Source organism: Clostridium sp. 19966, from assembly GCF_032335695.1.
In the GTDB taxonomy this organism is placed as follows: Bacteria; Bacillota; Clostridia; order Clostridiales; family Clostridiaceae; genus JACTOJ01.
Genome location: NZ_JACTOJ010000001.1, coordinates 320,920 through 347,068 on the forward strand (window position 1 = coordinate 320,920; position 26,149 = coordinate 347,068).

Below are 26,149 nucleotides of genomic sequence, written 5' to 3' on the forward strand. Positions count from 1 at the left end.
GGAATTATATATGGAATCATTAAAGGTTGTAGATTTGTGTAAAACCTATATTGTAAATAAGGTGCAGAATAATGTGTTAAGAAATATAAATTTTGAAATCCAGCAGGGAGAAATGGTGGCAGTGATGGGACCCAGCGGCTCAGGAAAATCAACCCTCCTCTATGTAACCAGTGGAATGGATAGTTTAACTGCAGGCAAGGTCAATTATTTTGGGAGAGATATTGAAAGCCTTTCCTCAAATGAAATCAGCGATTTAAGACTGGATGAAATGGGATTTATTTTTCAGCAGATGCATATGTTAAAAAATCTTTCAATATATGATAATATTATACTACCATCATATCAATCAAAAAAGCTGAGAGATAAGAAGAAAATTAATGATAGGGCTAAAGAGCTTATGCATAAGCTTGAAATTAGCCAAATTGCTGAAAATGATATAAACCAGGTTTCAGGAGGACAGCTGCAAAGGGCCTGCATTTGCAGAAGTCTTATTAATTCTCCTAAAATGATTTTTGCAGATGAGCCTACAGGGGCGCTAAATCAGCAAAACTCAAAAGAGGTTATGAAAGAACTTAATAGAATTAATAGAGATGGTACAACAGTGATGCTAGTTACTCATGATATGAAGGTAGCGGCAAAGTGTGATAGAATAATGTATATTGAAGATGGAGCTATAAAAGGGAATATTGTGCTTGGCAAGTTCCTTGAGGAAAATAGCTTTAAGGACAGGGAAAGAAAGGTAAATAATTGGCTAATGGAAATGGGATGGTAAAATGGTGGATTTGCTTCTGGTAGAGGATAATTTAGAGCTTGGGGATTTAATAGGCAGCTTTTTAAAAAAGGATGGCTTTACTATTACGAAGGTGGAAAGTGGAGAGGCAGCCCTAGAGTATTTGGAAAATGATACTTGCAAAATAGTGCTTCTGGACATTATGCTTCCTGGAATAGATGGTTTTAGTGTTTGCTCTTCTATAAGAGAGAAACAGGATACTCCAATTGTTATTATAAGTGCCAAGGTTGGGAAAGAGGATAAGATTAATGGCTTTAGCCTTGGAGCTGATGATTATATTGAAAAACCAGTGGATGTGGACATTTTAAGTGCAAAGCTTTCAGTGCTTATGAAAAGAAATTATGAATTGAAAGATCACCGTAAAATTATTAATTCAGGAGCTATTTCAATAAACAAGGAAGCACATCAGGTGTATGTGAATGGAAAACTTATCAATATGACCTCTAAGGAATTTGAATTATTGCTGTTGCTGGTGGAAAATCCAAATAAAACTTTGAGGAAAGACTTTTTATTCAATAAGGTTTGGGGAAAAGATAGCTTTAGCGAGGATCAAACTATTACCGTTCACATTAAGATGCTTAGGGACAAGATTGAGGATAATCCAAAACAGCCTAAGAGAATTGTCACCCTATGGGGAGTAGGCTATAAATATGAAGAAATTTGATAAAATACTGGCAGGCATTGCAGTTTTATACCTTCTGCTGTCTGCAGCTTTAGCTTTTTACCTTGGAGAAAATAGTGGCTCAGATGGTCAGTACAAGGTAGAAATAAATGAAATTTACTATGAGGCAAAGCAGCAGCCAGTTTTTGTGAAGCCTAAATTGGAGAACTACAAATTTGTAAAGGCAGTGACCTTTTTACCCATTGACGGGGAGAGCAAGGATAGTATTGATGACTTCTACAAAAGTCATAATGGCTTAGAATATGAAATTAGGCCAGTATATGATAAAGACAAGCTGACAGGATATTTAAGATTTGATTACTCTGGTAGTAATTTTAATGAAAAGCTTTTTGTGAAAGCAGAGATTATATTATTTATATTTGCAGCCATAATAGCATCCATTTTAATTTATATAAGAAATGTAATTCTAAAGCCCTTTAATATCATAAGTGACATGCCCTATGAACTATCCAAGGGCAATTTGAAAAAAGGAATTAAGGAAAATAAAAATAGATATTTTGGAAGGTTCATTTGGGGGATTAATGTGCTTCGGGAAAATTTAGAGCAGCATAAAATAAAGGAGCTGAAGCTGGAGAAGGAGAAGAAGCTTTTAGTACTTTCTATTTCTCATGATATAAAAACTCCATTAAATGCAATCAAGCTCTATGCAAAGGCTATAGTAGAGGGACTTTATGCTACTGATGAAAAGAAGATATTTGCAGCAAAGCAAATACAGGAAAAGTCCTTGGAAATAGAGAATTTTGTGAAGGAAATAATAAAAACCTCCAGTGAGGATGTGCTTGAAATTCAGGTGGTACAGGGCGAATTTTATTTAAGTACGCTTATAGACAAGGTTATAGCCACCTACCAAGAGGAATCCAGTCTTAAAATGATAGATTTTGTTGTGGAGAACTACAGCAATAAATTAATCAAAGGGGACATTGACAGAAGCTTTGAAGTCATAGGCAATATTTTAGAAAATGCCTTTAAATATGGGAACGGAAAAGAAATAAGAATATCCTTTTACGAAGAAGATTACTGCCAACTGATAAAAATATATAACAGCGGCAAAACCGTAAATCAAAATGAATTCAATCATATTTTCGACAGCTTCTACAGGGCTAGTAATGCAAAAGACAAACAGGGCAATGGTCTAGGGCTGTATATTTGCAAATATATAATGGAGAAGATGGATGGGGAAGTGTTTGCTCAATGCGAAAAAGAGGGCATGAGCTTTACTTTGGTGTTTAGGTAAAGACAATGAAATTTGTGAAAATTTAGGTCATCCACTAGGGTGATCATATTTTTGCGAAAAAGTAATTATGTTAAAGAGAATACTTACGTATATGCAAATGAAAAGGAAATATTGGCTAATATTACAATATATGGTGTTTAACAAAAAAATACATTTAAGGTAAACTTAAAGCATAAATATTGGAGGTGTCAAAATATGATAAACATGAGACAAGCCACATACAATGTAAAGGAATACATGGATTTTTTTAAGGAAAATACTTATCAGGCCAAGCCTTTGGCGAAACTATTTAAAACGGATTTAAATAATTATATTTATGACACAGGTACAAATAAAGTGCTGAGCTGTGAAAAAAATGAGTATGAAATATTAGAGAAAATTATCTCAGGGGAGCTTGAGGAAATAATGGAGCTTGATACTAAGGATGAAAAATTTCATGAAGCCTTAGTAAACGTTAAACAAGCAATAGAAGAGGAAGATATATTAAAAGCAGGTCCTAATAACTTTAAATTTTGCTCTTCTGGTCATTTTGAAGAATTTGATAAAAGCTTAAATGGTGAATTGGATCAAATTATACTGGAACTTACAGAAGCCTGCAACTTACGATGTGGGTATTGTATCTATAATGATAACTATGAAGGAAAAAGAAATTTTGGATATGAAAATATGACAAAAGAAGTTGCTAAAAAGAGCATTGAATATGCTAAAGAACATGGTAGTAAAACAAAGGGAGTTTCAGTCACCTTTTATGGAGGAGAACCATTAATAAATTACGATTTATTGAAATATTCTATAGAATACGCTAAAGAGATAATTACTGACAGGGAATTAACTTTTTCCTTTACAACAAATTTAACCTTAATGACCAAAGAAAAGGCAGAATATTTTGCATCAGTGGATGGATTAAGTATTGCCTGCAGTATTGATGGTCCTGAGGATATACATAATGCCTATAGGAAAGATATTAATGGAGTTGGAAGCTTTTCTAGGGCAATAAAGGGATTGAAAAGCTTAATAGAGGCATTTGGAGATGAGGCTAAAAATAGGATAACCTTCAGCATGGTTTTTGCTCCACCCTACAGTGAGGAAAAATTAGAAAAGATAAACAATTTCTTTGATAGCTTAGATTGGCTGCCTAGGGAAATTGGCAAGATAGTTTCTTATCCTAATGTGACTAATATTAATTACAAAGAAGCGAATATAGCTAATAAAAATAATACTAACAAAATAGAAAGCCCATTATTAAGATGGTCTAAAAATAAATATAATAATGGACTTAAGGGTAAAGAGGATAAAGAATTCTTTGCTAAGAGTGTAGTCGAGAGTCCACTTATTAAGATTCAAAAAAGGCAGTTGTTTAAAAAGTGCAATGATAAATATTATTTAAATGGATGCTGCATACCTGGAAGTAGAAAAATATATGTTACGATAAAAGGCAATTTTTTAGTTTGTGAAAGAATAGATGGTTCACCTATCATAGGAAATATATATGAAGGATTGGACAAAGAAAAGATAAAGAGAGAATTAATAGATGATTATGTTAAGGCATCCATTAAGGATTGTAGTAGTTGCTGGGGTGCTAGAATGTGCAGGGTCTGTCACGGTCAATGCTATACTGATAAAGAATTTGATATCGAAAAGAAAAGATATTACTGTAATAATTCAAGGGAATCACTGTTAAACTATTTGATTTTTTATCATAAGTGCCTTGAAAACGATGCTGAAAGCCTAGAATATATGAATGATGTAGAGATATTTTAAAGATTATGAAAGCTGAAGCTTTAGAATATGACAATAAACTCAGAAAAAATACTCTTTCAAATGGATTAACCTATTATGTGTACCAGGATAACTGCAGCGGTGAGGAAGTAAGTATTGCTTTGGTTATAAAAGTAGGTTCCCTTATGGAAAATAAGAATGAAATAGGGATTTCTCACTTTACCGAACATTTTTGTATTCACAGTAACATGATAAATCCATATGAAAATCAAATTAAACATAGAATTTGCGGATATACAAAATTCATGGAAACTGTGTATTTATGCAAATGCAGCACTGAAAAATTAGCCGATGATTTATATGCTCTAAAAAATATTTTATCTGGAAATAATTTTTCTGAAGCTCCTATGGAGGAAGTAAGGTCTGAAGTATGCAATGAGATTTTCAGTGTGACTACAAAGGCAAATTATAAACTAAAGGAAATAATACTTCCACAAATTATAGCACTGAGAAATTTAAAAAACAGGATGCCTATAGGAAAGGTAGAAAATATAAATACTTTTGATTATGATTCTATTTTACGCTTTCATCACAAGTGGTACAAGCCTACAAATGCTTCTATTATTGTAACTGGCAATTTTAATCAATTAGATATGGAGAAATATTTAATTGAAGCTTTTTCTGATATGCAGAATAAAGATGATATTTCATCAAATTTTATATTGGATAAAATAGATAATTTTACTGAAAATAAAGCATCCATAAATATCTTTCAAGATTTAAAAGAGGATGAAATTCAATTTTATTATTCAAAACCAGATTTAGAATATGAAACAAAACTGGATTTAGAAAAAAAAATATTTGAGTATTTTCAATTAAACTTTCTTAGTGATTATATCAGTGAAGAATTTACCTTAAATGATCTAAAGTATAAGCAGATAGATTTTGTATCGCAAAGAATTCTCAAAAATTGCAGTTATAATGTTTTGCAATTAAAAGTAATTGAAAATTTAAAAGATAAGCTTGAATTTGCCATAAAAATAATTAGAAAGCTTGCCTTATTAGGGGTGAAAGCTGAAAAATTTAATTTGTATAAAGAAAATTTTTTAGTAAATTTAAATAATCAATATCAGCACTCACTAAGTATTGGTGAGAGATATTTAATAAAGGAATGTATAGACAATTATTTGTATAATGAGCCAGTGATTTCTATAAAGCAGGAATATGATATGTGCAATTTGGTTATTAACAAAATAGAAATGGATGAATTTAACATAAAAACAAGCGCTATGCTAAAAAATAAAGATATATTCGTAGCAATAAATTCCAAGAAAGACCCTGGCATAAATATAAAAAAATTAATAGAGTCCTTGAATTTAATTTTGGAATAATAGGCTTTTGATTTTTCATATAAAGATTAAAAGTTTATTATAAAAAACTATATTTATAAGAAAGGGGGGGGATTTAAAGATGAAATTAGTAAATCCAGCAGGTAGAACAATAGAGGCTTTAGATGTACAAGCTAACTATAGAAATTGTGCATGTGTTTGTTCTAATAATTACCCACAACAAACTGAATATCAACCTTGTAATGATTATAATCCTTCAAATCCAGCATGTGCTTGTGAATGTTCTTATGGCTCAGCTAATAGTTCAGCAAATAGTAATATGGCTTATAATGAAGCAGCACACTAATAATTTCAATATAAATACATTCCCTGTATATTAGGAATTTTATACAGGGAATATATTTTTCAATGAAATAAAGGTGAAAGGAAAATAGAGTATGAGTAAATTTCATAAAGTAGCTGATAATGTGAAGAATGTTATGAATTTTTTATTAAGAACAGTTAAAATAATACTGAAAGGTTCCACTATAAGTTCCATAGTTACTCTGATAATAACTATTTTCAATGGTATCATAATTTCATTAAATGTTGTAGTTTCTAAATACATAATTGATAATGTAGTTTTAGCTGTAAATAATAAAAGCTATGTACATGCTGTTTATTTTTGGGTTGCAGTGGAATTTGGATTAGCTGTTTTTTCCTCCTTAATAAATAGGGTTAATGCTTATTTTTGCAGAATACAGGTAAAAGAATTAAATAATTATATAGCTAAACTTATTATTGAAAAATCTAACGAATTGGATCTTTCATATTTTGAAAATAGCGATTTTTATAACAAGATGCAAAAAGCAAATGATCAGGCATCCTCTGCAACCATATCCATAGTATATGGAATAACGGATATGATAAAAAGCTTTTCAATATTAGTGGGAGCAGTTGTGATAGTTATTCAGCTAAATCCGCTATTGCTAGGGTTATGTATGCTTACAGCTATTCCTATGTTTTTTGTAGATGTGAAAATATCTAGAATGATATACGATGTTTATAGTAAAAGGACGGAAAAAACAAGATTCGCAAGGAATCTCCAGAAAATCATGCTGCATTACAATAGCATCAAGGAAGTAAAATTAAATAGAATAGGGCATTTTTTTCAAAATATAATATTATCTATATACAGTGAAAATTTAAGGCAGGATAAAAATGTTGGTAAAAAACAATTTAAAGAGTTAAGCTTGATAGACTGCTTAAATACTGTGATTTCGTATATTTATAAACTTTATATTATTTTCCTTACGCTATCTAGAGGGCTGACTATAGGCTCAATGACCATGTATATGTCTGCACTAACTAATGTGGATACCTCTGTTAAAGAAACTTTGGGAGGCATAACTGGGGTGTATGAAAATAATCTTTATATAGAAAATTTGTTTTATGTGCTTGATTTAAAGCCTAAAATATCAGATAATGCACTTTCAAAAATATTTAATAATACTGTTATGAATTGTATTGAATTTAGGAATGTTTCCTTTAAGTACCCTAATTCAAATAATTATGTATTGAAAAATGTGAGCTTTAAAATAAAAGCCAATGAAAGCTGTGCTATTGTGGGGCTTAATGGCTGTGGCAAAACTACTCTTATAAAACTATTAACTAGACTCTATGATCCAGCTGAAGGAGAAATTTATATAGATGGTGTCAATATTAAAGAATATAGCATTGAATCCTTATATAAAGGTATTAGTGTGGTGTTTCAAGATTATATGAAATATCCTTTTACGGTAAAAGACAATATAGGCTTTGGAAATATAGAGAATAAGGATAATATGACACTAATAGAGAGTTGTGCTAGAAAATCTAGAGCTTTTGATTTTATAGATAAGTTAGATAATAAATTTGATACAAAGCTTGAAAAGATATGGGAAAACGGCGTGGAATTATCTTTAGGACAATGGCAAAAATTAGCTATAGCTAGGGCATTTATGAGTAATGCTTCAATACTTATATTAGATGAACCAACAGCTTCTGTGGATGCTAAATCGGAATATGAATTATTTAAAAACTTCAAAGAGCTAGTGGGAAACAGGACAAGTATATTGATATCTCATAGATTTTCTACTGTGAAAATGGCGGATTTAATATTAGTTTTAAACCAAGGAAAAATAGTTGAAGAAGGCACTCACGATAGCTTAATGCAAAATAATGGTCTATATGCGGAGCTTTTTACTATGCAGGCAGAAGCTTATAATATGGACAGTGATAAGGAAAAAAGTATTGTTAATGATTAAAATAAGTATTGATTCAACTAGTTATCGCGATATCTAGTTTTCTAGTTCATTAATTAAGTCCATAAAATTATTTTACACTGATTCTATAATTTGTTTTACCTATAATTACAATAAAACCACTTCTACTCTCAATCCTAAATTCATAGTTACTGCAAAATAATTTCGGAATAAGTACACGATTATTACTACTAAATACGAATTTAAAACTTAATGTTTGTCCGAAAGCAACATATTTGGAAGGAATATTAATCGCTTAATGTATGAATATATCACTAAAGTAGATTTATCTGCAGGTGAGAATTATGATTTTCAAATTACAAATTGTATTATTACAAATCAATGCTATAATTAAAATGGAAAAATGTAGTACAAGAGGTCTTGAACTATGAATTGGATAGATGTTAAAAATGAGAATGATATAAAAAAATTATTAAATGCATTTGGGTGGTTTCATGATGGATGCCTACGTGAGATCCATTTATGGAATAGTTATTCTATTAATAATGATTTAGGAATGGGTTGCGGCGATTGCACATTGAATGCTAAAATTTTATTCTAAAGGCAGTTTATAAATCCTTCAGCAATAGAAATATTCTTCAGTGATATTGAAAGAATGAGCATTGTTTCAACGCCGCCTAATTATTTTTACTGTATTTCTGAGGCAACTTGTGAATATAAAGATGGAATATATTACTGGGCTGATCAGGAAGATTGGGATATAGAAAATTCTAATGATAATGATACCATGTGGATTGCTTCTAAAGGCATTAAATGGCGAGAGAGAAGTGAATATATGGGAGATCAATTAAGGTATGGGCAAGATGGTTAGAATTTATTTAAGGCAGTTAATTTATACTATTAATTTGAGGGAAGCGACATAACGAAATGTAGTTAGGAAAGGAATAAAATGTTATATAAAGAAGATATAATTAAAATTCTTAAAGATGTGGATTTGCCTTTGAATGAATATTGGATAACTTCTGGAGCTGGATTAGTAATTCATGGAGTTAAAGAAACTACAAGAGATATTGACCTAGGATGCACTACAAATTTAGTTTAACATTTTATTGAAAAAGGATGTAAGTACAGATTGGCAAAGGATAATTCAAAAATTGTAGAAGTAAACGATAAAATAGAAATACTAGAAAACTGGTTTGTAGATGAAATAATATTCATTGATGGATTGCCAGTAGCAAGTTTAGAAAGCATAAAAAAGCAAAAGATACAATTAGGAAGAGAAAAAGATATTAGAGATATCAGGCTTATAGATGAATATGTAAGTAAAACTAGCTTTCAAAATTCATTAAGGACTGTGAATGAGTAGAAGTATTTGTTGCATTTTTTAGAATTATACGCATATAATAAAATGTAATTGACGTACAGTATTTTGTACGGTACAATAAAAGTACAGAATACTGTACTAAATGGAGGTGATAGTATGTTAGCTGTTAATTATACAAATTTACGAGAAAATATGAAAAACTATATGGACAAAGTGACAAATGATTATGAGACTATGATTGTTACACGAAAAGATAATAAAAATGTGGTTATGATGTCAGAGGAGGCTTATAATAATTTGCTGGAAAATGTGCATGTGATGGGAAATAAGGCAAATTATGATTGGCTGATGGAATCAAAAGAGCAACTGGAAAAGGGAAATATATCTGCGCATGAGCTCATTGAGGTAGATATGAATGAATAAAGTATTCACAACAAATGGATGGAACGACTATGTTTATTGGCAGACTGAGGATAAAAAAACATTAAAAAAAATAAATCAGCTTATTGAAGATATATCACGAAATGGTAATACAGGTATCGGAAAACCGGAGGCTTTGATTGGAAATTTGGCAGGATTTTGGAGTAGAAGAATCAATGATAAAGATAGACTTATTTATAAGATAGATGAGAAAAATATATTTATTTTAGCTTGCAGATATCATTATAGCGACAAATAAGGAGGTACAGCCACCAAAACTGCACCTTTCTTAGTCACATTTTTCTTAGATCAAAGCTCTCAATTGGTTCAGGACCTCTTAATATTTTTCTTTTTATATTAAGTTTTCCGTATAGATCCGTCCTGATTTTCCATTCAATTAGGGCAATCTTTCCATCTGATATTTCTATGCCTTGTATTCCGCTAGCTCGGACACAGGAACCGTCGTTGAAGTAAGGCAATTCATTAGATTTTGGAAAATGTGGTCTATGAGTATGACCGCATATTACCATAATTTTGTTTCTTTCAATCCAATCACTATAAATACGTTCAATTTTATGAATTTTATCTGAGCTTTTTACTGGACTTGCAGGATTTATAAAACCTATTGAATGAAGAAATCTCCAAAAATACCGTACTGTAAGCATATTAAAGTGCCACAGCCTGTCATTCATTCTATCTCCTTGATGACCGTGAATAGCTAGTATTTCCTGTTTAGTATTTTTATGTTTAAATACTACTGCTTCATATGGAGTAATGCCTGGAAACAGCTCTACTTCCTCCTCGTTATAATCATCATAGAATTTATAATAATTTCTTTTAACGAAATCCCGATATTTTAAATGTATATTGTGATTGCCATATAACATAGTCAATCTATTATCATCAAAAAACTTTTTTAATAGAGAATATACTTCGTCATGTGCCAGTCTTATATGTTTAAAATTAGAATGTTCCCAAAGCTCATCTCCATCACCAAGCTCCACATAAGTGTATCCTTTGTTATAATAGAATTCTAATGCGAACAAAAAAATATTTTCATTTTTAGCAAATTCGTCAGAGAGGGTATTAACTCCTCTATGGCAGTCGCTAAAAAATACATATTTAGAATTATCATCAAAATCTTCGATTTTGGCATTTATATAGGCTTCAGTTAATCTTTTTTCTGCTAATCTTTTTTCCAATATCATTGTATAACACCTCTTTAATGGATTAACATAAAAATAATTTCATATAGATAATCTACCCTTTAAATTATAATATATTTAAAATAATATTTATACATAGTAGGATTTATTCATAGCATAAATTAAAAAACTGCAGCTTAGCCGATTCTTAGCTGAGCTGCAGTTTTTTATATATAATATTTTGCTTGAGCTTCCCAAAGTGAATAATACACACCTTCTTTATCATTAACTAGCTTTTCATGATTCCCAATTTGAACTATCTGCCCCTTATCAAACACTAATATGTTATTGCACATTCTGCAGCTGGACATTCGGTGTGATATGAATATGGAGGTTTTCTCTTGAACTAATTCGTTAAATTTTTCATAGATTTCAAATTCAGATATAGGATCTAAAGCACTGGTGGGCTCATCCAGTATCACCACAGGAGCATCTTTATAGAGAGCTCTTGCAATGGCAAGCTTTTGGGCTTCTCCGCCGGATATTTCTATACCTTTTTCCTGATTGTTAAAGATACTGGTAGTAATACCTTCTGGAAGTTTCTCTATTCGGCTTTTAATGCCAGCCTGCTCTAAGCATTTCCAAATGGCAGCCTCATCGTATTCCTCACTGGTGGCCACATTTTCAGCCACGGAGAAGGAAAAAAGCTTAAAGTCCTGAAATACTACGGAAAATATCTTCAAGTACTCATTGTAGTCATATTTTTTAATATTGATGCCGTTTAATAGAATTTCACCCTCAGTAGGGTCATAGAGTCTGCATAGAAGCTTTATGAAGGTGGTTTTGCCTGCACCATTCCTGCCTACAATTGCCATTTTGTTGCCAACCTTCAGCTTCATGGATATATTTTTTAATATCATTTCTTCACTGTTAGGGTAATGAAAGGACACATTTTTAAATTCTAGTTCATATTCATTATCCAGACGTTTTTCTACAGGAAGAGTGCCCTCGTATTTTTCATTTTTTATATCTAGGAAGGTGGTATAATTCTTTATATATGTGCACATTACTCCTAGGTTGATGTATTTTGAAAACAGCTCTGTAATTGATGCGTTCAAAAGCTTGAGCACACCAACATATAAGGTGAGTTTACCAATAGTGATTATTCCAAGAGCTGCTTTAATTCCTACAAATAGGTAAGCTGCATATTCCCATACTTTATTAAGCACTATAATGTAATATTCGAATTTTATACTGCTTTTAAATAATTTTGTATAGGATTTTTTTAACTCACCAAAAATATTTAGCATCTTTTTATCTAAGAATTTATCCATCTGAAAAATTCGTATATCCTTACCAATAGAGTAGTTGTACATAAAATCAAAGAAATATCCAAATTTACGATTGCTATCTACGTTATTTATATAAAAGTTGTATTTCATTTTTGAATACTGCTTGCTAATTATGGTAGAAAAAAGTATAGCAATTATAAGAAATATAAACAGAACAACACTGCTTATAGGTGAATTCATAAATCTAAACAAATTTCCATTTTTATTGCTGGAAATGGATGTGAATAAGCCTATAGAAAGCAGCAAAGCATAAATAATTGAAAATATCTGCTGAAGAAGCTCCACCACATTAGAGCATAAATTAGTAAGTCCTCCGCTGGAATTGCTTCCATCAGCTGCTTTCTGTAAAAGCTCTAGGGTTTCCTTTTTTTCTAATATTTCATAATCTATAGATAAGGATTTTTCACCAAGCTTTGCTTTATTAATTTTCTCAATATATTGTTCGTTAACTAAGCGTTTCTTATCCAGTGCAAAGTGTATAAGCCCAAGAATCAGATTGCTAATAACCATTATCATTACATAGGAAATAAGAGCGTTTTTACTTTTTTTAGTTACAATTCCATCAATTATTTTGCTTCCATATAATATATTTATAAATGGAAGTATTGCTGCTATAAGAGTTTGAAGGGTGATAAGCGGAATATAGGAAGGCAGCATATTGTGCACCAGCTTCATTATTTTTATAGTATCCTTGATTATGCTGTTTTTACTTTTACTAATTTCAGACATTCTTAAACCTCCTTATACTGCATAGTAATTGCCATCTTCTATATTAGCATCTTTATAATAATGGCTTTGCACCTCATAAACTTCTGTATATTTTCCTGACATTTTAATAAGCTCGTCATGAGTTCCGATTTCTAATATGCGCCCATTTTCTAGGAATACAATTTTATCGCAAAATCTAGTGCTGGCTAATCTATGGGATATAAATATAGAAGTTTTATTAGAGGTAAGGCTATTATATTCTTCATACATTCGACTCTCTGCTATAGGATCAAGAGCTGCAGTAGGTTCGTCCAATATCATTATAGGAGCATCCTTATAAATAGCTCTGGCAAGCATAAGCTTTTGAGTTTCTCCTCCAGAAAGCTGAAGGCCATTTTTACTGAATACTTGGGTTATATAGCTCATTTCCTTATCTTTAAGACTTTCTACTTTTTCATATAATCCAGCAGCTTTTAAAGCTTCTCTAACTTTAGGCATATAAGTTTCCTCTATAGTTTTACCAGAAATATTTTCAGCAATAGTGAAGGATAGGGGATTAATATCCTGAAATACGGCTACTATAAGCTTATAATATTCATCAACATTATATTCACTGATAGGGTGTCCACCTACAAAGATTTCTCCTGAGGTAGGGTGATAAAAACCGCAAAGAAGCTTCACTATAGTGCTCTTGCCTGCACCATTATGACCCACCAGTGCAAGCCTTTCACCAGCTTTAATGGTGAGGTTAATATGGGATAATGTATCTTTATCTGCGCCTTCATACCTAAATGATACATCCTTAAATTCTATAGTTAAAGGATATTGCTCCTTTGAAGGTATATTAATGCCGCCTTTTCTCTTGAACTTATCAGGAAATTCAAGCATATATCTAAAATCATTAACCTGCACACTGGCTTTTTTTATTTCACTATAAGCATTTACAAAGCCAAATAGCCAATTTGAAAATCCATAGATAAGCCCTATATATAAAGTGAATTCAGAAATAGAAATTTTATTGTGTAGTATCTGGGTAATAAGAATTATATAGGCTGCAGAGTCTCTTAATGCTGAAAATATTGTATCTGATGCTACAGGCAGATACCGTCGCATTTCTATGCTGGCTCTCAATTTTACTAATTTTTCTATGGTGTTTTGAAAAATCTTCCTAAACCATTTTTCCATGTAATATATTCTCACATCCTTGCCGTTTTCCAAGGACACTGATTTATCATATAAATAATTAATGGTTCTATTTAGGAAAGTTTCTTCTTCTCTTCTTTTGATCATATAATTTCTGGCATATTCATTTAACTTTAGGTTAAATATACTCATAAATATGAGAATTACGAGTATTCTTAGGTCTAATACCATTATTGCAGTGCCATAACTCAGCATTCCTAAAAGATTTATAATTGCAGTAGGAGTTCTTTTATACATAAGCTCTATGCCTACCCAATTAGTGTTGATCGCCTCACTGGCTTTTTCCATAAGTCGCTGCTGCTTCAACGGTTCAATATTGTTATAGTCGGTATTAATACTCTTCCAAATCAATTTTTTTGTAAAATTATAACATCGTGTAAATACATGCTGATAATCCATTAAAGTGGAAGAATATTTCTGAACACCATTAATAATTGTATATAGAATTAAAACTGCACCTATTTCCAAAGCAAAATATCCTGCACCATTATTTCCTGTGATTAAGCTTAACGCCAAGGCTGGTATAACAGTTCCAATAAAAGGTACTAAAAACTCTGAAATAATATTTATAGGAAGAAGCCATATTGTCTTAGGAGAATCTTGTATTTCTTCCTTGAAGATGAATATAATGTTATTAAAAATACTATATTTTGCAGTGTTGTCATTTTCATTATTTTTTTCTGACATTGCCATAATGCCTACCTTTCGTATATAATCTGTCTAAGCACATATTATCACAGTATAAAATCATAAAAAAAATTCGTGCACCAGCGGTAAAAAATCGTACACGAATAGAAAATATGATTAGTCTATATTTGAGCTAAGGGAAGCATAATTTCTGTAGCAAATACACCAGGTTCATTCTTGCGATTGATAAAGCCTTCATGCTTTTCAACTATATTGTCTATTCGTTTAAGTCCATGCCCATGATTACCACGTTTACTGCTTATATATTCCTTATTAAGTTTTCTTATAAGCTCGTTTGTAGAGTTTGTAACAGATATGTATAGCTGCTGCTTTCGTACACAAATATATATTCTAAGGAATTTTTTTTCGCCTGATTTTATATTCTCACAGGCTTCCATAGCATTGTCTATTAAATTGCCTATAATAACGCAGAGATCTATATCAGAAATACTTAATTTTTCAGGAACTGCAGCCTTGCAGTTAATATTGATGCATAGCTTTTCTGCCACAGATAATTTACTGTTTAATATGGCATCAAGACTTACATTTCCAGACTTATATTTAACATCAATGGAATCTAGGTCGCTCTCTAACTGATTAAGATATTCCTTTACTTCAGCTATCTGATTCATGGCTATATGGGCCTTTATTTTTTGCATATGGTTGTGATAATCGTGCCTCCAGCCTCTCATGGTAAGATAAATACTATTTACCTCTTCCATCTGATTAGCAAGTACCTTATCCTGATACACACCAAACTTGTCCTCATAATTTTTTCGTATAAATATACTATTTTGCAAAGATAACAGCAGCACTAAGGTAGAAGTAACATCTATAATAAGTTGAAGCTCCCAAGATGAAATTATATTTCCATATATCATTGTTATCATGATGGCATAAAAAAGTCCGTAATAAACAAAGGATATTTTTTTGCTCATTATTTGAAGGAGAGTGAATAGTATAATTAGAAAGGCAGGGTAGAATATAATCACTATTTTCAACATGCCTCATCTCCTACATATAATAAGCTATGAAGGCTTGATTAACTTCCTTATAGCTTCTCTTGCTGATAGGTACTATTATATTTTTGCAGAGAATGCATTCCTCTTTTGTAATTCTATCTATATGCATCACATTAACTAAGGCAGAACGATTTGCTAGTACAAAGCCTTTATCCTTAAGTTTTTCTACCATTTTAAGAAGGCTTTCCTTCCAGGTGTATTCCTTATCCACCGTAAGCATATTAATATAATGTCCCTGAACTTCAATTTTTATAATATCCTTATAGGATAATTTCATATTTTCACCTAAATAGGAAAATACAAAATAATTATCAGGATTGTTTGTTATTTCTTCCATGATAGCATCTAGCAGCTGAAAGAATTCATTTTCTTTCAGTGGCTTTAATATATATCTTGCTGCACCTACCTCATAGCCATCAAATACATAGTCTTTTACGCCTGTTAGAAATATAATTTTTACATTTTTGTCCGTGAATCTAATTTTTTTAGCCAGTTCAATACCGTTTATGTCCTTCATCTGTATGTCAAGTATAATTAAATCAAAGGGATTTCCATCCTCATATTTAAACAGAAATTCCTCAGCACTGTAAATACCTTCAATGCAGCAGGTGTCTGCTTTTTCCTTGCTCCAAACTTTTACAAGATTTTCAATATATTTAATTTGAACAGCTTCATCGTCACAGATTGCGATTTTCATTTTATTAAACCTTCCTTTAGCAGGATATTTTATATAGCATACGTATAAAACATAGCATAATTATATCAAAATAATACAAGGTATGCCATAGAGTGCTGAAAAGCAGCTGCTCTATTAATATTTTTGGTTCTGTTTTAACTCAGTGTTGATTTTTACACTGAGTTAAAACTTCCTTCAGTTCGGTAGGCTATGTTTTAAAATGTTGATATTATCGTTTAAGTTCTAGAAACTCTTAGGGATTGCGACTTATAATTGGCGTAATTTTGCCCAGGACGGGCAAAGCAATTTTAGCGCCATGGATGGCGCAATAAAATTGGTAGCTAATTATAACAAAGCGGCCCTTAGAGTTACTTACATGGGTTCTGAAAGAAACCATGCTAGACGAAAAACGTCTTTATCAACATCTTTTTAATACATAGCCTTATTTTTTATAAGTAGTTAATGTAAGGTTATTGAATATGATATAATAAGAATGTATTTGAAAAAATAGGTTTATAAAGAAGGTTATTACATTTACAATAAACTTGCTATACAGAATTGATATAAATAGGATAAGGAGAAATATCATGAAAAAGTATAAAACATTGCCACTACTTGTAATGGTAACTTTATTTATTGCAGGCTGTACAAGTGGTAAAACTGGCGATAAAAATGTCAGTAATAAGACCACCACTTATGCTGAAGGCACAGGTTATTTTAATAAAAATAATGAGGATGTAACTAAGACATTGCAGCTATCCTTCAAGGAAGTAACGGATTTAAAGAAAACTGATATAGAAGAAGCCAGAGATTTTCAGACATCTTTAAAAAATGGCAGCGTAATAATGTTTTCAAAGAAGGATGGTAAAGAGCTTGAAGTATATAATATATCGATGATGGATAAATTTATTGATTCCTTTAATAGTGGTAAAGAAGGATATGTAAGAATAATTAAAGGAAGTCTGCAGGATGACGGAAAGTTTTTAGTAAATAAGCTGGAAGAGTATGAAACAGATGGAAAGATTATTAAAGATACTGGATATGATACTTATTCAGATAAAAATAAATTTATACCGGGACAGTCTATGTATTTCCCTAAAATAGCAAAGACTTCTTCAGATAATGGGGTTAGATATGCAATTTTGGAAAGTAAAGATACTCCAGTGGATATGGGAACAACTGTAATTAGCTTTGATAAGAGTAGTGTGAAAAACTAATAGTAAGAATAGATAAAAGGTTCTTATAGGTAGTATTAGCAAAGGAGTTGCTCTTTCAAAATATGAAGGGGTATATTATAAAGACAAGATAGTTCTGAAATTAGGAGAAGAAGGGTTAGAATTTGCACGTTTTAACGATGAGGTTCATTGAAAAATAATAAATTTTATGAGGTGAATTATTATGGAATTATGGGATATTTACGATAAAAATAGAAACTTAACTGGCAGAACAATGGAACGAGGTAGTGAATTCGGTAAAGAGGATTTTCACCTTGTAATCCATGTTTGTATTTTTAATTCAAAAAATCAAATGTTAATTCAGCAGAGGCAGCCATGGAAGACAGGATGGCCTAATATGTGGGATATCACTGTTGGAGGAAGTGCCATGTTCGGGGAGACAAGCATAGAGGCAGCTGAGAGAGAAACTTTTGAAGAAATAGGCTATAAAATTGATTTATCAAAAGAAAGACCATTTTTCACCGTAAATTTCGAAGTAGGCTTTGATGATTACTATCTTTTGGAGCGGGAAATAGATATTAAAGATTTAAAATTACAATATGAAGAAGTTCAGACGGTTAAATGGGCCAGTAAGGAGGAAATCATGCAATTAGTTAAAAGCGGTGAATTCATTGATTATTGGTTTACCGAGCTTTTATTTGATATGAGAAAGCATAGAGGTGCACATAGGTAGGAGGATATATTTAAGGATATGAATGAATTGTATGAAGAACATTTAAAGTATGTAAAAGAATATTTAATTGCACATGATGGGGAGGTGCCTCCTAATCCTTTTATGGAATTTAAATCTAAATATCAGCATACTCTACGCGTATTTGGATGGGCTAAAAGACTTGCAGAAGGAAGAAAAGATGTAGATATAGAAGCCTTATATACTGCAGCAATTTTCCATGATATAGGATATTCCTCGGAAGGTAAAAAGTCTCATTCTGAACGTGGAGCAAAGGCTTTTTATGAATATGGTATAAAATCTGGAATGGATTTATCTTTTATTGAAAAGGTAAAAAACTTAATATATCTTCATTCTTCCAAGGAATTGCTAAAGGAAAAAGATACACCTATAGAGTTAATGCTACTTCTTGAAGCTGATTTACTGGATGAAGAAGGTGCCTTGAGGATGGTATGGTACACATTAGATAAAGGGATTAATGGAGCCAATAGCTATGAAGATGTTTATGAACACATAGTTATGGGAAATAATAAGCGGTTAGTTAATTCTATGGTAACGGAAAAAGCTAAATACTATTGGAATGAGAAGCAAAAGCTTGTAGAGATATTTACTAGGGAGCTTAAGGATGATATTACAGTTGATATATAGTAAAAAGTGTTTATACATAGTAAAGGAGTGAAGGCAATGGATTGCAAATTTGAAAATATAAATTTAGAATTGAAAAAATTATCAGTAAGTGATGATATGGATATTTATGAGATGCTTCAGGAAATTCCAAAAGATGAAAATGGTTTTATGAATACTGTAAATGGAATGACTTTTGAAGAATATAAGCAGTGGCTTATTCAAAGCGAGGATAAGTCTAATGGAATTGGACTGAAAGATTGGCAAGTACCTTCAAGCACTTACTGGCTTTTTGCTAATGGAAAACCAGTTGGAAGAGGAAATTTGAGACACTTTTTAACGGATAAATTGAGAGAAGAAGGTGGACATGTAGGCTATGCAATACGCAAAAGTGAAAGAAATAAGGGATATGGCACAATTTTGCTGAGATTCATAATCGAAGAAGCCAGAAAAATGAACTTAGAAAAAGTATTGCTTACAGTAAGAAATGAAAACAAAAGTTCAATAAAAGTAGCTTTAAATAATAATGGAAGAATAGAAAAGACAAACAAAGATAGGCATTATATATGGATTGATTGCTAGTTTACTTATATATTAATTTATTGTATACTGAAAAATATTAATGAAGATAATTATCTAAAAATAATGACATAAGTATTTACCTTATAAGCCGTTATTCTAAATGAACTAATGAAAGTGGTGTTATGTATGATTATTTATGGAAGCAGTTTATGTTCGGATACAATAGATGCTATAGAAGAATTGAAGCAGAAAAATATAGCTTTTCAGTTTAGGGATTTTTGCGAAGACCTTGCGGCGCTGAAAGAATTTATGGCAATTCGCGATGAAAGTCATCTTTTTGAGGAAATAAAAGATGAAAAAAAGATAGGAATTCCATGTTTTGTTTTGTCGGATGGTATTGTGACATTGGATATAAAAGATGTAATAAAAGATTAATATATACATATTTAAGCCAAAAGGTATCTGCTTCTTCATATTGCAGATACCTTTTGCTTATTAGCTTCTTTGAATCGGAATATTTATAAATATACAATATATACAAATAAATGTTATAATTACATAAAAACGTAATAAAAATTCTATATGATTAGAATAAGCTGTTGGGGTGAGGATATGATAAAAACAATTTATAACACTGAAGAAGTAATAGAATTTGCATGGGAGCTTGGGCAGAATAACTTCTATGCTAGCTATCCAAGAAAAAAAACAATAAAAGAGACTGAGGAAGCTATTGAAAGGTCTATAAGAGAAGAAAATAGAAAGGTAATAGCTTGCTACAATGAAAATGTGTTACGCGGAGTTTGTATGTATTACTGGGAGCCCAGCGAAAAATATGCTCAAACAGAGATGTTTTTAATAAAAGAAGATTATGGACAAATTGCAGAAGAATTTATTGGTTACATAAGCAAGGAATTACATGGATATGAAATATATATAGGGTTTCCTATTGATAATGAAAATGCAAATAAGTATTTTATGGGAAATAATATTGAATGCCTAGATCATAGTATAGACACTAGGCTCTATAATTTATCAGCGCCTGTGAATAAAGAATATGAACAAGTAGAAAGAATTACTGAAAATAATTTTGAAGAATATGCTGCATTTCATGATAAATATGCAATTCCTTTTGAAATGTACTATAACAGCAAGAATTTACATAAGGATATGGAGCGTTTTCGAGTATTTGTTTTCAGGCAGGATGAAGCCATTCACGGGAGCATTTTTGTTAAAACCTTCAAAGACGGAGCAGAGGTTTTTGGATTATTTATTGATGAGGAATATAAAAATAACGGTATTGAAGGTATTTTAATAAATGAAATGCTGTTTAACTTATATAAGGAATTTGGCGCATTGAAGGAAATTGTATATTTTATTGATGAAGACAGTTCAGAGGAATTAAATATAGCTTTGTCCTCAGGCTTTGAGATTAAGGATAGATATAGGTGCTATAAATATAAACTTTAGTCTGTTAAGGTTAATCAATAATATCCATATGGATTTTTTTGGAATGCAAATTTAATGAAATTTATAAATAGTGAAAAACATATATTTTTATATAAACTAATGATAAATAAGTATCAAACAAACTAAACTTATGTCGAAAAATAAATTAAACAATATAAAGGAAAATGTACTTTTTTGTAGAATAGATAATCAAACATAATTTAATGTATTGATGGGGGTTATTCTATGAAAAAGAAAAAGGTGAGATCAATTAATTTTACAATTAAAATTAAACTTGTTTTAATTTCTTTGTTATTATTGATTGTACCAATTCTACTCTTAGGCTTTATTAGCTACTATGTTAGTTCACAGCAACTAGAATATAGTGGAAAGATTCTTCTAAAAAATAGTGTTGAAATGACTCTGCAAGAAATTGATAAGGAGCAAAAGTTAGTAGATGAAGGTAAATTATCATTAGACCAAGCTCAAGAAGCTGTTAGAGAATTTATGCTGGGAAAGAAAAATACAGATGGGACAAGACCTATTAATAAAAGTATAGATCTTGGCAAAAATGGATATTTACTAGCATACGATCAACAAGGTAATGAAGCTGCTCATCCAAGCTTAGAAGGCAAGAATGTATGGAATACCAAAGATAAAAAGAATGGCTCTTATTTAGTACAAGAGCAGATAAAAGTGGGGAATAGCGAGGGAGGATATGTTAAATATTGGTGGACCCTTCCTAATTCAAGTACTATTGCTCAAAAAATAACCTATCAGAAAGCTGATCCTAATTGGAAATGGGTAGTTAGTGCAGGAACATATATGTCAGATTTCAACCAAGGCTCAGCTGAGATATTAAAAATAACGCTTATTGTATTAGTGGTTATTACAATTATTGGAGTTTTAATAATATTTATCTTTGCACAACACATATCTTATCCTATACGTAAAATAAGTGAAGCTGTTGACGTTGTGGCTTCAGGTAATTTTAATGTTCCTGAATTGAAGATTAAAAACAAAGATGAAACTGGAAAACTTAATGAATCGTTTAAAGCCATGGTTGAAAATATAAAAGAATTGATAAGCTCTATTAAAAATTCTACGGAAGTTGTAGTTGATTCCACAAAAGTACTAGATAAAATAGTAGCTGAAAATACTTCATCTATAAATGAAGTGGCAAATTCAGTGGATGGTATTGCAAAAGCTTCAAGTGATCAGGCAAGAGATACGGAGAATGGTGTAAGTAGAATTAAAAATTTGTCAGATAAGATGGATTATGTTATAGAACTTACAACTCAATCAAGCCATACTAGCGAAGAAGCAAATAGCTTTGTACACGAAGGCTTAAGCATAGTCAAGCTGCTTGCTGAAAAATCAAAATATAACAATAATTCAACTATTAAGGCAAGTGAAATTATCCATGAAGTAGATGGAATTTCTACGGAAATAGGCTATATCACAGAAGCTATCAGCGAAATATCTTCTCAAACTAATTTATTAGCTTTAAATGCCGCCATAGAAGCTGCTAGAGCAGGAGAGCAGGGTAAGGGCTTTGCAGTAGTTGCTGAAGAGGTTAGAAAGTTAGCTTACGAATCAGCACAAGCCGCTGGCAAAGTAAAAGAATTAATAGATGGTATACAGGATAAATCAAAATTGGCTGTGCAAGCTATGGAGGAAAGTACAGTTATTGCCAATGAGCAAGAAGAGGCTGTGAAGACTACAGAGAATATTTTCAATAAAATTGTCATAGCCATAGACAAAATAGTTGATAATATTAATAGCATTAAGTACAGCAATACGGATATGAGCAATGAAAAGAACAAAATGGTTGAGATACTGGAAAATTTATCAGCCTCTACTGAAGAAAATTCTGCTGCTTCTCAGCAGGTTGCTGCAGCAAGTGAAGAGCAACTGGCAAATATTGAACAGATCCTTTCCAATACACAACAGTTAAAGAAACTAGCTGATGAATTAAAAGCTTCTATAGATAAATTTGAAGTCTAACATATACTTGCATCTAAGGGAGGACATAATTTTGGATATAAAAGAAAAAGTTAAAAGGCTCCCTTCTTCACCGGGAGTGTATTTCATGAAAGATTCCTTAGACACTATTATTTATGTAGGTAAATCTAAAAATCTAAAAAGTAGAGTTGGATCTTATTTTGTAAATTCGAAAGCCCATTCACCTAAAGTGGTAAAGCTAGTGCAAAACCTTAAGGACTTTGATTACGGGCTGACAGATACTGAATTTGAAGCTTTGCTGCTTGAATGCAGATTAATAAAAGAAATTAAGCCCAGATACAATAGGCAAATGAAAAGTCCTCAGAGCTATTGCTATATAAAGATAGATATGGAGGAGCAATATCCAACTATTGAAATCTGCAACCAGATAGATAGCAAGGAGAAAAAACTTTATTTTGGGCCTTATACTAGTGCAAATACTGTGGAAAATGGACTTAATGCCATCAAGGAATACAATAAAATATTGTGCACCAATAGCTCAAGAAAAGCTTCAGGCTGTTTAAAGTATTCTATGGGTATGTGTCTTGGCATGTGCAGTGCTAATCCTTCTAAAGAGCATTACTTTGCTATATTAGAAAAAATTATAAACCTGCTTAAGGGTACTGATTTGAGCATTCTTGAAGAAATAGAGCAGGAGATGAATGCTGCAGCAACTGAATTTAATTTTGAAACTGCAGCTAAATATAGAGATTATATAAAAGCAGTAAAGCATTTGGTAAGCACTGCAAAAATTATTAGCTTTATAGAGAAAAATAAAAATATTGCTTTAATAGAGTTTTTAAATGATGAAGAAATCAAGTTTTTTCTGATAAGATATAATGAACTTATCTTCAGTGAAAGATATAAGCTTAGCGATTTTAATATTAATGAACTAAAGCATAAATTTGAAAGCAATATTCTAGTTCATTTTTGTGGTGCTCTGAAAAACTCTGTAAATATTGGTAAAGACCAAATAGATGAAGCACACATAATATATAATTATTTAAAGAGTAAGGAAAGCACTTGCAGGTACATAGTCGTCAAAGATATATGGATTAATGATAAGGATAGCCTAAGTATTCATAAAGTAGTGGAGGAATTATTATCGCCTGTAGAGGATGAAAAACTAAAATCTTAGTAAATAAAACAGAATTATTATATGAAAATCAATACAAAAAGACATTTGCACGTAAAACAAATGTCTTTTTACATTGGAAAAATATATCAATTCAGCAAAGAACAATTATTTTATAGGGTTCAGTTTGGGCAGGTATGCTCTTAGTAGTAGGTCCATAGACAACCACTAAGATTCTATTCCCAGGATGTATGTTAAAAGGTTGATCATTGGTGAGAATTACTTCAGTGGAGGGATCAATATTAAGTTTTAAGCTTCCATTGCTGCTTACAAGTTGATTGTCAAAATAATCTACAGTAACATTTTGATATACTTCGTTTTTTGCTATAACAATTGCAGGATATTGTGGAGGATAAATAAGAATGGCAGGTGCGTTTGCATCATAAAACCCAGTTACCTCATCGCCTACTTCCACTACCTTGTGATATACAAAATAAGTTTGAGGAGAAATTACAAAATTAACAGGAACTTTGTCAATGCTCTCCAAAGACATTAATTTATAGCAGCCCATGGATGCATCAGCTTGACTTGGAGAAAAATCCTCAATTCGCGTAACGGTACCACTAAAGGCTGCAAACGCATATTTATATGCTGAATATCTCAATTTTTCATGGAAGGAAGAGGACACAGCATTATCAATGTAGTAAGGACAACTGGAAAATTGGTTGTTATACATACTATACTCCTTCATATTGATACAATTATAAGTCTAATCACTAATAGTATATTAAATGCTTTCATAAGAGTTACTTATATATATTCGAAATAAACATCCTCCTTTCTATTAGCTATAAAACTTGTTTATCATGAATTTTATTCATGTTTTCTACCATTAAAACCATAATAATGGCGAAAAATATTAAATATATTGGATATAAAGTTATGTTTATGTATTCTGCAATTAAACCAAAGAGTGGTGACATGAAAGTAGTTCCAACGTAGGCACAGGCCATCTGTACACCCATAATGGACTGGGATTTATCAGCACCGAAATTAGCAGGAGTTTCGTGAATAATGCTAGGATAAATAGGTGCACAGCCTAAACCTATCAGAATTAGCCCCATAAGAGTTAAAATATCTCCAGCAGGAATTAGTAGTAGCAGGATACCAAATGCTAATATGCACTGTCCTATGCGTATCATGTATTTATCACCCAACTTGTCCGTAATGAAGCCACAGATAAAACGTCCAACTGTTATTCCAAGATAAAACAGAGATGCCCATGTTGCAGCTGTCTTGGCATCAATTCCCTTGGCAAGCACCATATAGCTGCTTGCCCAAAGACCTGTTGTGGATTCAAGTGCACAATAACAGAAAAATGCTGTGAATATTGACTTTGCCCCTGGAAGTTTTATAGTTTCCTTTAAACTGAGATTTTTAACCTCATGTTTTTTTTCAGAACTTGCTTCCTGTTTTGCTTTCCATAAAGGTAAAGATATAATTAAGCAAATAACAAGAATAATTTGTAGGATACCAATTGTTTGGTATCCAGAATTCCATTTAAGACCATTAGTCAGGCAAAGTCCCATAATATAGGGCCCTGCTGTTGCGCCAATTCCCCAAAAACAATGCAGCCAGCTCATATGCCGTGACTTATAGTGCAGTGCCACAAAGCTATTTAGAGCTGCATCCACACTTCCAGCCCCAAGTCCATAGGGAATTCCCCAAAGACATAACTGCCAAAAAGAATGAGAAAATGAAAAGCCCAATAGAGCTACTGCAGTCATTGAGACACTAATACTGGTTACCAATCCTGTACCTATTTTTCTGATTAATTTGCTGCTGAGCAAACTGGATAGGATGGTTCCCCCAGCAATAATCATACTGATGATTCCTGCATAAGACACTGGTACATTCAATTGTCCATACATAGATGGCCATGCAGAACCAAGAATGGAATCCGGTAAGCCTAGACTGATAAATGCAATATAGATTACAACTAATAATATTGATGTCATA

28 protein-coding genes are annotated in these 26,149 nt (G+C 31.6%); 21 read left to right on the forward strand and 7 right to left on the reverse strand.

The features are described 5' to 3' along the window. Positions 1-10: 10 nt before the first annotated feature. From IAI10_RS01460 to IAI10_RS01520, 13 genes are all read left to right on the forward strand, one after another. Positions 11-772 (forward strand): ABC transporter ATP-binding protein, encoded by a 762-nt coding sequence (locus IAI10_RS01460; RefSeq protein WP_315671521.1) that lies wholly within the window; start codon positions 11-13, stop codon positions 770-772. A gap of 1 nt (position 773) precedes the next feature. After that, positions 774-1,454, forward strand: coding sequence for a response regulator transcription factor (locus IAI10_RS01465; RefSeq protein ID WP_315671522.1), 681 nt, complete (start codon positions 774-776; stop codon positions 1,452-1,454). Then, positions 1,441-2,706 (forward strand): HAMP domain-containing sensor histidine kinase, encoded by a 1,266-nt coding sequence (locus IAI10_RS01470; RefSeq protein WP_315671523.1) that lies wholly within the window; start codon positions 1,441-1,443, stop codon positions 2,704-2,706. Before IAI10_RS01465 ends, IAI10_RS01470 begins: the two co-directional genes overlap by 14 nt. Before the next feature lie 195 nt (positions 2,707-2,901). Beyond that, complete coding sequence (locus IAI10_RS01475) at positions 2,902-4,467, forward strand: radical SAM protein (RefSeq protein ID WP_315671524.1); 1,566 nt, start codon at positions 2,902-2,904, stop codon at positions 4,465-4,467. 5 nt (positions 4,468-4,472) lie between these two features. Then, a complete protein-coding gene (locus IAI10_RS01480; protein WP_315671525.1) occupies positions 4,473-5,816 on the forward strand; it encodes an insulinase family protein in 1,344 nt (447 codons plus the stop codon). A 79-nt stretch (positions 5,817-5,895) separates the two neighbouring features. Next, positions 5,896-6,120, forward strand: coding sequence for a hypothetical protein (locus IAI10_RS01485; protein ID WP_315671526.1), 225 nt, complete (start codon positions 5,896-5,898; stop codon positions 6,118-6,120). 91 nt (positions 6,121-6,211) lie between these two features. Continuing rightward, the gene (locus IAI10_RS01490) at positions 6,212-8,059 is read left to right on the forward strand and encodes an ABC transporter ATP-binding protein (protein WP_315671527.1); all 1,848 of its coding nucleotides are present in this window, start codon (positions 6,212-6,214) and stop codon (positions 8,057-8,059) included. Between the two features lie 385 nt (positions 8,060-8,444). Next, positions 8,445-8,618 (forward strand): hypothetical protein, encoded by a 174-nt coding sequence (locus tag IAI10_RS01495; protein ID WP_315671528.1) that lies wholly within the window; start codon positions 8,445-8,447, stop codon positions 8,616-8,618. 54 nt (positions 8,619-8,672) lie between these two features. Then, the gene (locus IAI10_RS01500; RefSeq protein WP_315671529.1) at positions 8,673-8,888 is read left to right on the forward strand and encodes a hypothetical protein; all 216 of its coding nucleotides are present in this window, start codon (positions 8,673-8,675) and stop codon (positions 8,886-8,888) included. Between the two features lie 78 nt (positions 8,889-8,966). Further along, positions 8,967-9,119 (forward strand): hypothetical protein, encoded by a 153-nt coding sequence (locus IAI10_RS01505; RefSeq protein ID WP_315671530.1) that lies wholly within the window; start codon positions 8,967-8,969, stop codon positions 9,117-9,119. Positions 9,120-9,149: 30 nt separating this feature from the next. Next, positions 9,150-9,383, forward strand: a complete 234-nt coding sequence (locus IAI10_RS01510; protein WP_315671531.1) for a hypothetical protein — start codon at positions 9,150-9,152, stop codon at positions 9,381-9,383. 114 nt (positions 9,384-9,497) lie between these two features. Beyond that, the gene (locus IAI10_RS01515; protein WP_315671532.1) at positions 9,498-9,764 is read left to right on the forward strand and encodes a type II toxin-antitoxin system Phd/YefM family antitoxin; all 267 of its coding nucleotides are present in this window, start codon (positions 9,498-9,500) and stop codon (positions 9,762-9,764) included. Then, positions 9,757-10,020 (forward strand): Txe/YoeB family addiction module toxin, encoded by a 264-nt coding sequence (locus IAI10_RS01520; RefSeq protein ID WP_315671533.1) that lies wholly within the window; start codon positions 9,757-9,759, stop codon positions 10,018-10,020. Before IAI10_RS01515 ends, IAI10_RS01520 begins: the two co-directional genes overlap by 8 nt. A 34-nt stretch (positions 10,021-10,054) precedes the next feature. On the opposite strand, the gene IAI10_RS01525 is transcribed toward IAI10_RS01520, so the two are convergent. The 5 genes from IAI10_RS01525 to IAI10_RS01545 all read right to left on the reverse strand — a co-directional run bounded on the left by IAI10_RS01525 (position 10,055) and on the right by IAI10_RS01545 (position 16,575). Then, positions 10,055-10,969: a metallophosphoesterase family protein gene (locus IAI10_RS01525; protein WP_315671534.1), complete on the reverse strand. Its 915-nt coding sequence runs from the start codon at positions 10,967-10,969 to the stop codon at positions 10,055-10,057. Positions 10,970-11,133: 164 nt separating this feature from the next. Then, positions 11,134-12,987, reverse strand: coding sequence for an ABC transporter ATP-binding protein (locus IAI10_RS01530; protein ID WP_315671535.1), 1,854 nt, complete (start codon positions 12,985-12,987; stop codon positions 11,134-11,136). A gap of 12 nt (positions 12,988-12,999) precedes the next feature. After that, complete coding sequence (locus IAI10_RS01535; RefSeq protein ID WP_315671536.1) at positions 13,000-14,862, reverse strand: ABC transporter ATP-binding protein; 1,863 nt, start codon at positions 14,860-14,862, stop codon at positions 13,000-13,002. Positions 14,863-14,978: 116 nt separating this feature from the next. After that, complete coding sequence (locus tag IAI10_RS01540) at positions 14,979-15,860, reverse strand: GHKL domain-containing protein (RefSeq protein ID WP_315671537.1); 882 nt, start codon at positions 15,858-15,860, stop codon at positions 14,979-14,981. A gap of 10 nt (positions 15,861-15,870) precedes the next feature. After that, entirely contained in the window at positions 15,871-16,575 is a 705-nt protein-coding gene (locus IAI10_RS01545; protein ID WP_315671538.1) for a LytTR family DNA-binding domain-containing protein, read from the reverse strand. A gap of 566 nt (positions 16,576-17,141) precedes the next feature. Here IAI10_RS01545 and IAI10_RS01550 point away from each other — a divergent pair. The 8 genes from IAI10_RS01550 to IAI10_RS01585 all read left to right on the forward strand — a co-directional run bounded on the left by IAI10_RS01550 (position 17,142) and on the right by IAI10_RS01585 (position 24,193). Further along, the gene (locus IAI10_RS01550) at positions 17,142-17,771 is read left to right on the forward strand and encodes a hypothetical protein (RefSeq protein ID WP_315671539.1); all 630 of its coding nucleotides are present in this window, start codon (positions 17,142-17,144) and stop codon (positions 17,769-17,771) included. A 181-nt stretch (positions 17,772-17,952) separates the two neighbouring features. Further along, on the forward strand, positions 17,953-18,462 hold the full coding sequence (locus tag IAI10_RS01555; RefSeq protein WP_315671540.1) for an NUDIX domain-containing protein: 510 nt from the start codon (positions 17,953-17,955) through the stop codon (positions 18,460-18,462). Positions 18,463-18,480: 18 nt separating this feature from the next. Beyond that, positions 18,481-19,107, forward strand: a complete 627-nt coding sequence (locus IAI10_RS01560) for an HD domain-containing protein (RefSeq protein WP_315671541.1) — start codon at positions 18,481-18,483, stop codon at positions 19,105-19,107. 36 nt (positions 19,108-19,143) lie between these two features. Beyond that, a complete protein-coding gene (locus IAI10_RS01565; RefSeq protein ID WP_315671542.1) occupies positions 19,144-19,665 on the forward strand; it encodes a GNAT family N-acetyltransferase in 522 nt (173 codons plus the stop codon). 126 nt (positions 19,666-19,791) lie between these two features. Then, a complete protein-coding gene (locus IAI10_RS01570; protein WP_315671543.1) occupies positions 19,792-20,040 on the forward strand; it encodes a glutaredoxin in 249 nt (82 codons plus the stop codon). Between the two features lie 177 nt (positions 20,041-20,217). Continuing rightward, positions 20,218-21,072 (forward strand): hypothetical protein, encoded by an 855-nt coding sequence (locus IAI10_RS01575; RefSeq protein ID WP_315671544.1) that lies wholly within the window; start codon positions 20,218-20,220, stop codon positions 21,070-21,072. Between the two features lie 225 nt (positions 21,073-21,297). After that, positions 21,298-23,058 carry a methyl-accepting chemotaxis protein gene (locus tag IAI10_RS01580; protein WP_315671545.1) on the forward strand — a complete coding sequence of 587 codons (1,761 nt, stop codon included), beginning with the start codon at positions 21,298-21,300 and terminating at the stop codon, positions 23,056-23,058. A gap of 31 nt (positions 23,059-23,089) precedes the next feature. Beyond that, on the forward strand, positions 23,090-24,193 hold the full coding sequence (locus IAI10_RS01585; protein ID WP_315671546.1) for a UvrB/UvrC motif-containing protein: 1,104 nt from the start codon (positions 23,090-23,092) through the stop codon (positions 24,191-24,193). A 91-nt stretch (positions 24,194-24,284) separates the two neighbouring features. On the opposite strand, the gene IAI10_RS01590 is transcribed toward IAI10_RS01585, so the two are convergent. Both IAI10_RS01590 and IAI10_RS01595 read right to left on the reverse strand, forming a co-directional pair. After that, positions 24,285-24,866, reverse strand: a complete 582-nt coding sequence (locus IAI10_RS01590) for a hypothetical protein (protein WP_315671547.1) — start codon at positions 24,864-24,866, stop codon at positions 24,285-24,287. A 112-nt stretch (positions 24,867-24,978) separates the two neighbouring features. Further along, positions 24,979-26,148: an MFS transporter gene (locus IAI10_RS01595; RefSeq protein ID WP_315671548.1), complete on the reverse strand. Its 1,170-nt coding sequence runs from the start codon at positions 26,146-26,148 to the stop codon at positions 24,979-24,981. Between the last annotated feature and the right edge of the window lies 1 nt (position 26,149).

What these genes read in the sequence shown, in the direction of transcription:
- IAI10_RS01490 (WP_315671527.1), top strand. Translation starts at nt 6,212, where the DNA reads ATGAGTAAATTTCATAAAGTAGCTGATAATGTGAAGAATGTTATGAAT.
- IAI10_RS01495 (WP_315671528.1), top strand. Translation starts at nt 8,445, where the DNA reads ATGAATTGGATAGATGTTAAAAATGAGAATGATATAAAAAAATTATTA.
- IAI10_RS01500 (WP_315671529.1), top strand. Translation starts at nt 8,673, where the DNA reads ATGAGCATTGTTTCAACGCCGCCTAATTATTTTTACTGTATTTCTGAG.
- IAI10_RS01565 (WP_315671542.1), top strand. Translation starts at nt 19,144, where the DNA reads ATGGATTGCAAATTTGAAAATATAAATTTAGAATTGAAAAAATTATCA.
- IAI10_RS01540 (WP_315671537.1), bottom strand. Translation starts at nt 15,860, where the DNA reads ATGTTGAAAATAGTGATTATATTCTACCCTGCCTTTCTAATTATACTA.
- IAI10_RS01470 (WP_315671523.1), top strand. Translation starts at nt 1,441, where the DNA reads ATGAAGAAATTTGATAAAATACTGGCAGGCATTGCAGTTTTATACCTT.
- IAI10_RS01460 (WP_315671521.1), top strand. Translation starts at nt 11, where the DNA reads ATGGAATCATTAAAGGTTGTAGATTTGTGTAAAACCTATATTGTAAAT.
- IAI10_RS01550 (WP_315671539.1), top strand. Translation starts at nt 17,142, where the DNA reads ATGAAAAAGTATAAAACATTGCCACTACTTGTAATGGTAACTTTATTT.
- IAI10_RS01515 (WP_315671532.1), top strand. Translation starts at nt 9,498, where the DNA reads ATGTTAGCTGTTAATTATACAAATTTACGAGAAAATATGAAAAACTAT.
- IAI10_RS01595 (WP_315671548.1), bottom strand. Translation starts at nt 26,148, where the DNA reads ATGACATCAATATTATTAGTTGTAATCTATATTGCATTTATCAGTCTA.
- IAI10_RS01520 (WP_315671533.1), top strand. Translation starts at nt 9,757, where the DNA reads ATGAATAAAGTATTCACAACAAATGGATGGAACGACTATGTTTATTGG.
- IAI10_RS01575 (WP_315671544.1), top strand. Translation starts at nt 20,218, where the DNA reads ATGATAAAAACAATTTATAACACTGAAGAAGTAATAGAATTTGCATGG.
- IAI10_RS01525 (WP_315671534.1), bottom strand. Translation starts at nt 10,969, where the DNA reads ATGATATTGGAAAAAAGATTAGCAGAAAAAAGATTAACTGAAGCCTAT.
- IAI10_RS01560 (WP_315671541.1), top strand. Translation starts at nt 18,481, where the DNA reads ATGAATGAATTGTATGAAGAACATTTAAAGTATGTAAAAGAATATTTA.
- IAI10_RS01505 (WP_315671530.1), top strand. Translation starts at nt 8,967, where the DNA reads ATGTTATATAAAGAAGATATAATTAAAATTCTTAAAGATGTGGATTTG.
- IAI10_RS01570 (WP_315671543.1), top strand. Translation starts at nt 19,792, where the DNA reads ATGATTATTTATGGAAGCAGTTTATGTTCGGATACAATAGATGCTATA.
- IAI10_RS01480 (WP_315671525.1), top strand. Translation starts at nt 4,473, where the DNA reads ATGAAAGCTGAAGCTTTAGAATATGACAATAAACTCAGAAAAAATACT.
- IAI10_RS01465 (WP_315671522.1), top strand. Translation starts at nt 774, where the DNA reads ATGGTGGATTTGCTTCTGGTAGAGGATAATTTAGAGCTTGGGGATTTA.
- IAI10_RS01555 (WP_315671540.1), top strand. Translation starts at nt 17,953, where the DNA reads ATGGAATTATGGGATATTTACGATAAAAATAGAAACTTAACTGGCAGA.
- IAI10_RS01535 (WP_315671536.1), bottom strand. Translation starts at nt 14,862, where the DNA reads ATGGCAATGTCAGAAAAAAATAATGAAAATGACAACACTGCAAAATAT.
- IAI10_RS01475 (WP_315671524.1), top strand. Translation starts at nt 2,902, where the DNA reads ATGATAAACATGAGACAAGCCACATACAATGTAAAGGAATACATGGAT.
- IAI10_RS01485 (WP_315671526.1), top strand. Translation starts at nt 5,896, where the DNA reads ATGAAATTAGTAAATCCAGCAGGTAGAACAATAGAGGCTTTAGATGTA.
- IAI10_RS01545 (WP_315671538.1), bottom strand. Translation starts at nt 16,575, where the DNA reads ATGAAAATCGCAATCTGTGACGATGAAGCTGTTCAAATTAAATATATT.
- IAI10_RS01530 (WP_315671535.1), bottom strand. Translation starts at nt 12,987, where the DNA reads ATGTCTGAAATTAGTAAAAGTAAAAACAGCATAATCAAGGATACTATA.
- IAI10_RS01590 (WP_315671547.1), bottom strand. Translation starts at nt 24,866, where the DNA reads ATGTATAACAACCAATTTTCCAGTTGTCCTTACTACATTGATAATGCT.
- IAI10_RS01580 (WP_315671545.1), top strand. Translation starts at nt 21,298, where the DNA reads ATGAAAAAGAAAAAGGTGAGATCAATTAATTTTACAATTAAAATTAAA.